11 protein-coding genes are annotated in these 11,871 nt (G+C 60.7%); 6 read left to right on the plus strand and 5 right to left on the minus strand.

Annotated elements, in window-relative coordinates:
• Positions 1-43: 43 nt before the first annotated feature.
• The 4 genes from PR017_RS15265 to PR017_RS15280 all read left to right on the plus strand — a co-directional run bounded on the left by PR017_RS15265 (position 44) and on the right by PR017_RS15280 (position 2,620).
• Positions 44-274: a hypothetical protein gene (locus tag PR017_RS15265; protein ID WP_111222069.1), complete on the plus strand. Its 231-nt coding sequence runs from the start codon at positions 44-46 to the stop codon at positions 272-274.
• Between the two features lie 149 nt (positions 275-423).
• The gene (gene leuD, locus PR017_RS15270) at positions 424-1,029 is read left to right on the plus strand and encodes a 3-isopropylmalate dehydratase small subunit (protein ID WP_111222070.1); all 606 of its coding nucleotides are present in this window, start codon (positions 424-426) and stop codon (positions 1,027-1,029) included.
• 218 nt (positions 1,030-1,247) lie between these two features.
• Complete coding sequence (locus PR017_RS15275) at positions 1,248-1,466, plus strand: hypothetical protein (protein ID WP_111222071.1); 219 nt, start codon at positions 1,248-1,250, stop codon at positions 1,464-1,466.
• A 191-nt stretch (positions 1,467-1,657) separates the two neighbouring features.
• Positions 1,658-2,620, plus strand: a complete 963-nt coding sequence (locus tag PR017_RS15280) for a GGDEF domain-containing protein (RefSeq protein ID WP_240539116.1) — start codon at positions 1,658-1,660, stop codon at positions 2,618-2,620.
• Between the two features lie 20 nt (positions 2,621-2,640).
• On the opposite strand, the gene PR017_RS15285 is transcribed toward PR017_RS15280, so the two are convergent.
• The 3 genes from PR017_RS15285 to PR017_RS15295 form a co-directional block, all read right to left on the minus strand.
• Positions 2,641-4,248, minus strand: coding sequence for a DHA2 family efflux MFS transporter permease subunit (locus PR017_RS15285; RefSeq protein ID WP_425070002.1), 1,608 nt, complete (start codon positions 4,246-4,248; stop codon positions 2,641-2,643).
• 2 nt (positions 4,249-4,250) lie between these two features.
• Positions 4,251-5,405 (minus strand): HlyD family secretion protein, encoded by a 1,155-nt coding sequence (locus tag PR017_RS15290; RefSeq protein WP_240539117.1) that lies wholly within the window; start codon positions 5,403-5,405, stop codon positions 4,251-4,253.
• 83 nt (positions 5,406-5,488) lie between these two features.
• A complete protein-coding gene (locus PR017_RS15295) occupies positions 5,489-7,783 on the minus strand; it encodes a cation:proton antiporter domain-containing protein (protein WP_240539118.1) in 2,295 nt (764 codons plus the stop codon).
• A gap of 245 nt (positions 7,784-8,028) precedes the next feature.
• Between PR017_RS15295 and PR017_RS15300 the strand changes: the two genes are divergently transcribed.
• Positions 8,029-8,304: a hypothetical protein gene (locus PR017_RS15300; protein ID WP_111222074.1), complete on the plus strand. Its 276-nt coding sequence runs from the start codon at positions 8,029-8,031 to the stop codon at positions 8,302-8,304.
• 22 nt (positions 8,305-8,326) lie between these two features.
• Here PR017_RS15300 and recX read toward each other — a convergent pair whose 3' ends face one another.
• Both recX and PR017_RS28420 read right to left on the minus strand, forming a co-directional pair.
• The gene (gene recX / locus PR017_RS15305; RefSeq protein ID WP_111222075.1) at positions 8,327-8,923 is read right to left on the minus strand and encodes a recombination regulator RecX; all 597 of its coding nucleotides are present in this window, start codon (positions 8,921-8,923) and stop codon (positions 8,327-8,329) included.
• A complete protein-coding gene (locus PR017_RS28420; protein WP_111222076.1) occupies positions 8,902-9,228 on the minus strand; it encodes a cold-shock protein in 327 nt (108 codons plus the stop codon). Before PR017_RS28420 ends, recX begins: the two co-directional genes overlap by 22 nt.
• Before the next feature lie 247 nt (positions 9,229-9,475).
• Here PR017_RS28420 and PR017_RS15315 point away from each other — a divergent pair, with 247 nt between their 5' ends.
• On the plus strand, positions 9,476-11,776 hold the full coding sequence (locus PR017_RS15315; RefSeq protein WP_111222077.1) for an FdhF/YdeP family oxidoreductase: 2,301 nt from the start codon (positions 9,476-9,478) through the stop codon (positions 11,774-11,776).
• The last annotated feature ends 95 nt before the right edge of the window (positions 11,777-11,871 follow it).

An 11,871-nucleotide genomic window follows, 5' to 3' on the forward strand; every position in this document is an offset into this window, starting at 1 on the left:
GGGTCTGGGGCCACATTGGCTGCAGAGAAAGGGTCCCAAAGCCATGAAGAATATCCGTTCGCTGTTTCTCGCCTTCACAGGCGTCGCAATCTTTGCAGGCTTGGCCTTACTCACAGTTTCCCTGACGCTGGTCTTTGCCGCCATTCTGACCGTCTTCCTCGCCGTTCGCGTGCTATCGACCCGCGCCAAGCCGGTGCCCGTTCGCGCCACCGCAAATGGAACAAAGCCGATGCGTATCTGGAACGACGGCCGCGGCACCATCATCGATCTGTGATCGCTGCCGCTCCCCGTCGTCCACTCTCGCCATCACCCTTTTGTCATACCGTGGCGAAATCTTCACGATATTTTTCTTCATTTCCTGCCCAATTTGCTCTATTAGCTGGAAAATTCGTTGATGCGGCGAAATCGTAGGCAGGAATTTCCATGGACAAGTTCGTGAAGCTGACGGGTGTCGCGGCACCTCTCCCGGTCGTCAATGTCGATACCGACATGATCATCCCGAAGGATTATCTGAAGACTATCAAACGCACCGGCCTCGGCGTCGGCCTGTTTGCCGAGGCTCGCTACCGGGATGACGGTACGCCGAATCCGGATTTCGTGCTCAATAAGCCAGCCTATCAGAACGCCAAGATCCTGGTTGCCGGCGACAATTTCGGTTGCGGTTCGTCGCGCGAGCATGCCCCTTGGGCCCTGCTCGATTTCGGCATCCGCTGCGTCATATCGACAAGCTTTGCCGACATCTTCTACAACAACTGTTTCAAGAACGGCATTCTGCCGATCACGGTTTCGCCGGAAGACCTGGAGAAGCTGATGGACGACGCTTCGCGTGGCTCCAATGCCGTTCTGACGATCGATCTCGAAAACATGGCAATCACCGGTCCTGACGGCGGCTCGATCACCTTCGATCTCGACCCCTTCAAGCGCCATTGCCTGCTGAACGGCCTGGACGACATCGGCCTGACGCTGGAAAAGGGAGCGGCCATCGACCGCTTTGAAAAGTCCAACGCCGTAGTCCATCCCTGGGCCTGATTTTTAGAACCATCTAGCATCCAGGCCGGGCCCGTTGCCCGGCTTTTTTGTGCCTTTTCCGGGCACCGACCGCTGCCCTTCTCCAGCATCCGCGCGTGGGTCTTTCTGGCACAAGGGGCGCGGACCAGCCGCTTGGCGGCTTAACGGTTTCTTTGCTCGAATCCCTTACCGCTCGCTGCGCTGCGCTGCGGATAGCTGTGTGTTATCGGGAATAAAGAATGAATAGTTCCAAGAATTTTACCGGCTGGGCACTTGATCGGGCCGAAGCAATCGTTGCCGACCAGGGATTCGACATCATCGAATCGACCAGCGACCATCCGCGCTGGACGAAGGAGCAGAAGGTTGTCCGACTGACCCTCGCGATCATCGAAGCTCTTGTCGATGCTCACAATTTCGGCCGCGAAGACGAGAAGCCGAACCGCGGGCTCCACTCCTGAAAACGTTAAACCGTAACCGAGGCAGTGTGCGGCCAGGATGGTGATCCCGCCGCATAGTCTGTCCGTTCACTCTCATAGCCCCGCCCAGTGAGACAAGCTCATTGCTGTCGATAACTATCACGTGTATTTTAGCCATGCCTTAAGGCTTTCAAAATAGGGTCGCCGCATCCACGAAAATTCCGGGGCTGGCCATGGACGAGGACGAAGTAATTCCACCAGACGTGCTGGCTTCGATGCTGGTGCGGATGTTCGAATTGGCGCCCATAGCCATGGCGATTACCACCAGCGACACACGGACCTCCAGCTATGCGAAGGTCAACGACGCCTATCTTCGCCTGACGGGTCTCAACTGGAACAAGATCCGGGGGAAGAAGCTCATTTCCGAAGGATCGGCGATCGATAGCCCGGCGCGCGACCGTCGCCATCGCCTCTTGGCAGAAGAAGGTAGCTATGTGCTTGAGGAGGTCGATATCGTTCATGTCGATGGCACCACTATACCGACGCTGATTTCCGCCCAGCGCACTGTCGTCAACGGCGTCTCCTTCGATGTCGAGGTCATCGTAGACGTCTCGTCTCGCGTCCGGCAGCAACGCGAGATCGAGAACGCCCTGAAGGCCTCGGCCATGACAGACGCTCTTTCGGGACTGCCGAACAGGGCCAGCTTCGACGCCGTGATCGCCGAACACCTCAACGAAAACAGGCCGACCAGGAATATCCTGGCTCTCGCCTTCATCGACCTGAACGGTTTCAAGGCAGTCAATGACAGGCTGGGCCATGGCGCCGGCGACGAGGTCTTGCGGATAATAGCCGCCCGTCTGCGCGAGCACTCGCGCGCCAACGACTTTATCGCCCGGATCGGCGGCGATGAGTTCGCAATACTGATAGAGACCGATCCGGTCACCGCATCGACATTGCCGCAGACAATCCGCGAGACCATGGAGCGCGTCTTCAAGCCTATCGCCATTGAAGGGCATGTTACCGATACCGGCGCTGCTGTCGGCGTCGCATTTCTCGGTGCCGACGACGACCCAGCATCGTTCGTCAGGCGGGCAGATGAGTTCATGTATCTTGCCAAGACGACGGAGCAACGCGTTGCGGTCGTCTGCTCCGGTCAGATCCTGACGCCGGTGTCACCAATCTTCCGCGCGCGATAAGCGGCGCCAACCCTCGATAATCAATGGCCGCCGGCAGGCGCCCCGCCCGTCAGGTCGATCTTGCGCAGGATCAGCGCCAGCGGAATGACACCGAGTGAAATCACCATCAGCGTATGGAAGACGTCGATATAGGCGAGATAACTCGCCTGGTTCTGAACCTGCGCGCTGATCCAGGCCAGCGCCCGCGATTGCGCATCCACCATACTGGAGCCCCTGTCGACAAAATACTGGGTGACCGACTGCAGCGTGCTGATATAGCCGGGATCCGAGGGAACCACCCCCTCGATCAGCCGGCTCTGATGGAATTGCTCCCGATGCGCAAGCACGTTGGAGGCGATCGATACGCCGATGGAACCGCCGGTATTGCGGGCCGCATTGATGAGCGCAGACGCCTGGTCCGTCTGGTCTGGTCGCAATCCGTCGTATGAGGCCGATGTGATCGGGATAAAGATCAGCGGTAACCCAAGCCCGAGATACATCCGCGACCAGACGAAAAAACCGAAGTTGAGATCGGCATAGAGCCGCGTCATGTACCACATGGCGAAAGCGATGATGCCCCCGCCGATGGCGATCAGGTATCGCGGCTGGACCTTTGTCGCCAGACGGCCGCAGACGAACATCATGATCATTGTCACGACACCGCCGGGCGACAAGGCAAGTCCGGCCCACGTGGCCGTATAGCCGAAGTTCTCCTGCAGCACCTGCGGGATGAACTGTGTCGTGGCAATCAGGATGGCGCCGGTCGCCAGCATGACGATGAAGCAGGAGCCGAATTGCCGGCTAACCAGTAGTCCGACGTCGATCACCGGATTACGCTTGGTCAACAGCCATGGGATGGCCGCCAGAAGCGCGATCGCACAGAGCGACGTGGTGACGACGATAAAGTTCGAATCGAACCAGTCTTCCGTCTGCCCACGGTCGAGCACCATTTCGAGGGCGCCGAGGAAGGTGGCCACCAGAAGGAAGCCGACAATATCGAAACGGATACCTTTCTTTCGCATCTCGGCCCGCTCCTTGCGAAGCTTTTCAGGCTCCTGCACCAGCATATAGACCAAGGCAAAGGCCAGCACGCCGACGGGCCCGTTGATCAGGAAGCACCAGTGCCAGGAAAAATTATCCGACAGGTACCCACCCAGCGTCGGGCCGACGACAGGGGCAACGACGACAGCCACGCCGAACAGTGCAAAGGCTTGCCCGCGCTTGGCCGGCGGAAAGGAATCCGCGAGGATAGACTGCGAAATCGGCACCATGCCGCCGCCTGCAAAACCCTGGATCATGCGGAAGAGCAGCAGCGATTCGAGGTTCCATGCCAACCCGCACAGAATGGAGGAAATGGTGAAGACAGCGAGGCATGCGAGGTAGAAGCGCCGGCGTCCGTAGCGCTTGGCGATAAAGCTGCTGGCCACCAGCACGATGGCATTCGATACCAGATAGGTCGTCACCACCCAGGACGCTTGGTCGGAACTGACTGCGAGGCCGCCAGAGATGTAGCGTAGTGCCACATTGGCGATTGTCGTATCCAGCACTTCCATGAAGGTGGCGAGCGACACCACCATCGCAATCAGCCAGGGATTAACGACCGGTGACGACTTCTCAGCCGCCCCGCCGGAAGTAGCAGCGGCGCTCACCGTCAGCGCCTCGGCCGGACGGTAACGATGGGAATGACCGACATCCCGGGCCCAATCGAAACATCGGCCGGCCAGCTGTCGACGAGGATCTTCACCGGTACGCGCTGGGTCACCTTGACATAGTTTCCGGTGGCGTTTTCAGCCGGCAGCAACGAGAAGGCCGTGCCCGAGCCGGGCTGCACGGAGGCAACCTTGCCTTTGAGCACGTGGTCCGGATAGGCATCGATCGTGACAGCCACCGGCTGGCCCGGACGCATGTCGGTAAGTTGCGTCTCCTTGAAATTGGCCGTGACCCAGATTTCGTCCGGCACAAACATCGCGACGGCCTGTGCCGCCTGGACATATTGGCCTTTTGAGCCGCTGAGACGGACGACGCGGCCGGGCTGGGCAGCCGAGATCGTCGTATATTTGAGGTTCTGCTCGGCCGTCTCGACCTGAGCCTCGGCCTGATGGAGGTCGGCGACGGCGCTGGCGCGCTGTGCCTCGGATGCGACCTTGTTCTTGACCGCAGAGGTGACGCTCGCCTGCGCCTGGGCAAGGTTGGCCTCGTTCTGGCGCAGGGTCGATGTTGCCTGCTGCTGTGTCTGCTGCGAGCCGGCGCCTGATTTCAGCAGCTGGTCCTGCCGGCTGGCCTCGTCCCTCGCAAACTGCAGGGCTGCCGCTGCCGAAGCCAGCTGAGCCTTCTGCTGGTCGATCGATGCCGCGCTGGCGGCAATCTGCGCATCGGCGCTTGCAATCGCGGCATTGGACACGTCGATCTGGCTTTTCGCCTGGTCGAGAGCAATCTGGTAGTCTCGCGGGTCGATCTTCAGGATGACATCGCCGGCGTTGACGTGCTGGTTATCGGTGACCGGCACTTCTGAGACATAGCCCGAGACTTTGGCGGCAACAGAAAAGCTGCGCGCGTCTACAAAGGCGTCGTCCGTCGTCTCGTAGGGATGGACGTATATGAGCCAATAAACATAACTGCCGATGGCCAAGAGGATGATGGCGACGATCGCCAGCAGCACGATGAATGGATGGCGGCGGAAGACGGAAGGCTTTTTCTCCTCACCGTCATGTCCTGTGTCTTCTGAAGCCTTCGTCTCGGCGCCGTCCTCGACTGCGTCTTCAGGCCTCGCGGCGCGGCTGGTCGGAGCGTGCGGGTTGTTGTCCAACGTGACATTCCTGAGATTGTGAAGAATGGGCTTCAAACGTCGACGAAATCATTAGGTTCCCAATCGAATCCAGGAGCCGGCCTTTACTCGGTTTCGAAAAACACGAAGGACCGGTCGGCAGCTTCCAGCAGGGTATCGGCAATTGCGCCGTAGGAGAGCCGCTCCCCTGCCCTGCGGCTGACACCGAGCACGATGAGGTTGTAATCGCCCTTGCGCGCATGCCGCAGGATAGACAGCTCGGGCGCTGCCCCCTCCTGGACGATCTTGCGGACCTTGACCCCGTTGTAGAGAGCGATCTCGTCGATCTTCTTGAACGCGGCGACATGGGCGTTGCTGGCGTCGCTGACGCGCGGCAGCGAGCGGATCTGCTGCGGTTCGCGGATATAGAGCACCGAAATCTGGCACTCCGTCGCCTTGGCAATGACGAAGGCAAGCTCGGCGGCGCGCGTCGAACGTTCCGTGCCGCTGATCGGCACCAGGATGCGCAAATTCTTGTCGACCGGCAGTTCGCCCCGCGAAGACACGATCGCCGTCGTTCCCCTGAAGGCAGACGTCATGACAGACAGCTGTTCGTGGAAACCACCGGCAGGATCGACCGTCGGCTCGACGCCGATGAACAACAGGTCGTGGCCCTTCTCCGCACCCTCGCCGAGGATCTTGCGCAGGTTGGCGTCCTTGATTTTTGTGGTGATATGAATGTCTGTTGTTTCCGGCTGGTGCGGATCTGTGGTCGTTGCCACCGCGTCGTCGGCCGCAGCCTTGACGCGCTCTGCACCCTCCTCGGCCCGGGCGACGGCTGCCTTCGGATCGCTATCGCCAGCGGCTTCCGGCTTTGCCGACGGCGCATCCTCGCCGATGATGTCGAGCACGGTCACGGGTGTCTTGCGCACCGCGGCGAAATGGCCGGCAATGCGCGCGGCCAGATGGCTGCTTGCGGAGACGTCGATCGCGAGCAGGATCCGTTCGAATTTTTGCAGGAAGCTGCGCTCCTCGAACTCTTCCTGCTTCAGCCGCTCTCGCTCCTCGTCGCGCATCGGCAGACGCGCCAGTGCCCAGCGCAGCGTCGGCGGCATTGCCATGGTCGTCACCACGGCCATGGCGACGATGACCGAGAACAGCCGCTCGTCGAGGACGCCGACGGAGAGACCGATAGTGGCGACGATCACTTCCGTCGACCCGCGCGCGTTCATGCCGCAGCCGAGTGCCAGCGCTTCGGCATTCGAAAATTTGCCGATCTTGGCGCCGGCAAAGGCACCACCGAACTTGCCGACGCTGGCAATGACGATCAGTCCGACGGCGAGCATCAGCGTCGAGGGATCGCCGAGCACGCTGAGGTCGGTATGCAGGCCGGTAAGCCCGAAAAACACAGGCATGAACAACGCCGTCGTCAGCGCTCGCAACTGCTCGTCGATCTGGCGCGTCAGGATCGGCGATTCGCCGACCAGGATACCGGCAACGAATGCGCCCAGCACCGTGTGGACCCCGATGGCATTGGTGATGATCGCCATGCCGCCCATGATGGCAATGATCGCACTCAGCACAGGCAGGTCGCTGCGGAACCGGTCGTTGGTGAAGCGGATGATCTCGAACACCAGTTTTCGGCCGATGGTAAAGCTGAAGGCCATGAAGGCCAGCGTGCCGATGACCGCCCTGGCAAGCGTCGGCAGGTCGACGGCGCCCTTTTCCGCCAGGCTGAAGGTCACGGCGATGATCACCCAGCCGACCGTATCGTCGATGATAGCCGAGGCGACGATCAGCTGGCCGATGTTGCGGCGCATGAAGTCCATCTCGCGAACGACGGAGGCGACGATCTTCACCGACGAGATCGACAGCGCAGTGCCGAGAAACAGCGACGTCACCAGCCGCTTGCTGGCATCCGGCAGGAACTCTACCGGGATAAGCTGCCCCAGCGCAAAACCGGCGGCAAACGGCACGGCGATACCGGTCAGCGACACGCCAAGGGCTGCCCGCCGCAGCCGCTTGGCGAGCCCGAGATCGGTTTCCATGCCGGCCAGCAGCAGCAGGAACAGGATGCCGAGCTGCGCCACGGCATCCGTCATGCTCTTCTGCTCGGGAGACATCGGAAAGATATGCGCCTGGGCACCCGGCCAGATCTGGCCGAGGATCGAAGGTCCGAGAATGATGCCGCCGATGATCTGCCCCATGATCGACGGCTGGCCGATCCTCACCATGGCCTCGCCGAGCAGGCGGCCGACGACCACCAGGATGACGATCTGGATCAGAAAAAGACTTTCCGACGCGCCCCCCTTGGCGCCTTCTTCAGCAAACGCGGTTGCCGGCGCCAGGAAAAAACAGGCCGCCGCCGCCATCTGCAGAATGCGATTTCGGGAAAGGTCGGATAATCTGGGGAAACGCATCGATAGGTAAGCCTCGTTATGTCTGCCAGCAACGTCGGATGTAACGCGGCGTTCCCTCGCATTAGCCTTGCAGATGGGTCCTATCCAGAAAAATCAACCCGGTAATCTTCCGCTGGCGTAGATGACTGCCGTCGCCGGCCCGCCGACCGGAACCGCTCATCAAAGCCTCAGCCGCGAGAGATACCCTTGCATAGAGGCCGCCCGAAGCCTAAATCGGCGCTTGCACAGACAGGATCGGAGACCAGATGAACCCTCTCGCAAAGCCGCAACGCGAAGGAAAATATCGCGACAGGGATATCGACTGCCAGGAGGCTTTGGAAAAGGCGTTCATGGAGATTGCCGGCGTCCAGTCCAACACGGTCGTTGCCGCTGCAGGCGGCACCATGTCTCCGGCATTGGCAGCCCTGGCGAAACGCGCCGAGGCCGTCGGCTGGTCGCTGGAGGAGGCCGAAGTCGCCATCAGCGAACTGGCGCAAAATCTGCTGGATGAAGACGCTGCCGGTGCCGGTGAAGACGAATAAGCAGATGCCAGAAGCGGCGCCGTCAGCCTGCCAGGATGGCGTCCGCTTCGTCGGCACTCATCTCGAAGACCGCATTGCCGATCGTGAAGCCGAACCCGTTGCGGGCGAACGCCGATAGCTCCTTGGCCCTGCGCTTGTCATCGACCTCCCCCCGCCGATACGGGCCGAAGGCGCGCTTCCGGGCAAACACCACCGCCGCGTAGAGATCGTCGGTATCCTTGAGTGCCGAAGCAGCGACGTCGGTATCAACACCCTTTGCCGAGAGCGTCTGTGCAATAAACCGCTTCGACTTGCCGTTGCGCACGGCGGCGTCCGTCTTCTGGCGGGCATAGGCGCCGTCATCCAGCGCCTTCTGCTCATAAGCCAGAGCGACTGCCGCAGCGGAAATCGCCCGCAGCTGGTCGCCTGTAATGTCTTCGAATTTCGCCTTGGCTTTTTTGACGATCGCTTCAGAAAGCTCTTTTTCCGTCATCATCCGTCGCTCGAGACGGGATAGCGTCGCATTGCGCGTCCAGGCCAACATCCGTGGCGTGGGGACGGAACCCTGGTCCTCTTCGGGGACTTCGGATGGACGCGCCCTGGCCTTCGGAAATTCGATCAGAATCGCCGCAGACCCCATTCACGCTCGAATTCGGCGTCGGCATCGACTTCCTGGACAACAGGGTTCGGACTGCGTTTCTGCTGCACGGGAGCCTCGACCTTGGCAACAGGAGCAGGCGGCGCGATCATCACAAGGTTCTCGGCGAAGACCTTGCCGTTCTTGTCACCCAGTGTGTATTCCAGGGATGTGCCGGGTTCGAGCGGCGGCAACTTCGCTTCCTCGATTTTCCGCAAATGCAGGAAGACATCAGCGCTGCCATCGTCCGGCGTGATAAAACCATAGCCCTTGGTTACGTTGAACCATTTCACCTTGCCCGTGGCCAAATCCGGCTTTCCTCATTCGCTGCAAATCATTTAACCCATAGTGGCACTACGGCCGGCAAAATTCAACGCCATGACCGTTTGAAGCCCCGAGTAACCGCGATTATTGTTACTATCCGGCACAAGAAATACGTCGGTAGCGGATGCGCGGTCGCCGCTTCGTGACTGGTCCTTCGTCAGAGCTCAACTATAATGCTTCGGATATGGCGGAGATCGCCTTTGAAACCATCGACGAGGAAGAGGAAGCACCGTGAGCAAGAAGCGTCCTGAAGGCATCGAAACCTACGACGCGCCGGCAGGCGGCTGGGGCGCATTGCGCGCCGTTGCCAAGACGCTCTCCCAGCAGCAGGTTGTGACGCAAGGCACGACGACGTTGCTGAAAGCCAATCAACCCGATGGCTTCGACTGTCCGGGTTGCGCCTGGCCGGACCCGAAACACACCTCCTCGTTCGAATTCTGCGAAAACGGCGCCAAGGCGATCACATGGGAATCGACTGCAAAGCGCGTCGGGCCCAGCTTCTTCGCCGACAACAGCGTCAGCGATCTCTGGCACTGGACGGACCACAAGCTGGAAGATGCCGGCCGACTGACCCATCCGCTGGTCTACGACCGCGACAGCGACCGCTATGTGCCGATCGAATGGGACGAAGCCTACCGCTTGATCGGCACCGAACTGAACAAGCTGCCTGATCCGCACATGGCCGAATTCTACACCTCGGGCCGCGCCTCGAACGAGGCTGCCTTCCTTTTCCAGCTCTTTGTGCGCGCCTACGGCACCAACAATTTCCCCGACTGCTCGAACATGTGCCACGAGGCGACCAGCGTCGGACTGCCGAAATCGATCGGCGTCGGCAAGGGAACGGTGACGCTGGAGGATTTCGACCATTGCGACGCGATCTTCAGTTTTGGCCACAATCCCGGCACCAACCACCCTCGCATGATGGGAACGCTGCATGAGGCCGCCCGTCGCGGCGTACCGATCATCGTCTTCAATCCGCTGAAGGAGCGCGCGCTGGAGAAATTCGCCTCGCCGCAAAGTCCGGTGGAGATGGCGACCTTCTCCTCGACGCCGATCGCTTCCGCCTACCACCAGGTCCGCACCGGCGGCGATCTGGCTGCCCTGAAGGGCCTGATGAAATCGATCTTCGAGCGCGATGCCGCAGACCTTGCTACAGGGGGAACGGGCGTGCTGGATCGCGAATTCATCGAAACCCATACCGTTGGCCTGGAAGCTCTGAAAGCCGATATCGAAGCCACCAGCTGGGACACCATCCTCGAAAGCTCCGGCCTGACGCGGGCAGCGCTCGAGAGCGCCGTCGATGTCTACCTCAATGCCAAAAAGGTCATCCTCTGCTACGGCATGGGCATCACCCAGCACGCCAACGGCACCGCCAATGTCCAGCAACTCGCCAACTTCCTGATGCTGCGCGGCAATATCGGCAAGGAGGGCGCCGGCATCTGTCCGCTGCGCGGCCATTCCAACGTCCAGGGCGACCGCACTGTTGGTATTACCGAGATCCCGACCAAGCCGCTGATCGACGGCATCGAGCGCGCCTTCGGCTTCCGCCCGACCATGGACAAGGGGCACAATGCCGTCGAAGCTGTCGAGGCGATCCGCGACGGCAGGTCGAAGGCGCTGATCTGCCTCGGCGGTAACTTGGCCGTCGCCATGCCCGATCCCGATGCCACCTTCGCTGCCATGCGCAAGCTGGATCTGGCGGTCCACATCACCACCAAGCTCAACCGCTCGCATCTGCTCCTGGCAAAGACCTCGATCTTGCTGCCGGTCTTCGGCCGTACCGACCTCGACACCCAGAAATCCGGGCCACAATCCGTGACCGTCGAGGACTCGATGTCCATGGTGCACGCCTCACGGGGCTTTCTCAATCCACCAAGCGAGCACCTGCGCTCCGAACCCTCGGTCGTTGCCGGCATGGCAAAGGCGACCCTCGGAGATCGCTACGGCATAGATTGGGACGGCATGATCGAGAATTACGACCGCATCCGCGACAAGATTGCGATTGTCTTCCCTGATTTTCACGACTTCAACACCCGCGTCCGCGTCAAGGGCGGCTTCCGGCTGGACGTTCCCGCCACCTATCGCACCTGGAAGACGGAAAGTGGCAAGGCGACCTTTCTCGTCGCCCCCGGCGTCGACGAAGATCCGCGCCTGTCCAGCGATAGCGTGCTGGTGCTGACGACCCTGCGCAGCCATGACCAGTACAACACCACCATCTACGGCATGGACGACCGCTATCGCGGCGTGTTCGGCAGGCGGGATGTCGTCTTCATGAACAAGGACGATCTTTCTGCACGTGGCCTGACGGAAGGCGACAAGATCGATATCGTCGCGGCCCCCTATCCGAACGAAAGCCCGTCGGCCAGCAAGACGGTGCGCGGCTTTACCGTCGTCACCTACGATATCCCCAAGGGCTCGGTGGCCGGCTATTATCCCGAGATGAACAGCGTCATCGCGCTTGGCCATTACGACCGGAAGTCCGGCACTCCGGCCTACAAGGGGGTGCCGGTCGAGGTGCGCCGCGCCGTCTGACTACACCGGCAAGGATTTCAATCCCCATTGGCCCGCAGCACGGGACAGTGGGATGGGAAGTCACAAAAAGTCCCCGCAAGGAGAATCGTTGGGAG

It is taken from the genome of Rhizobium tumorigenes (assembly GCF_003240565.2).
GTDB lineage: Bacteria > Pseudomonadota > Alphaproteobacteria > Rhizobiales > Rhizobiaceae > Rhizobium > Rhizobium tumorigenes.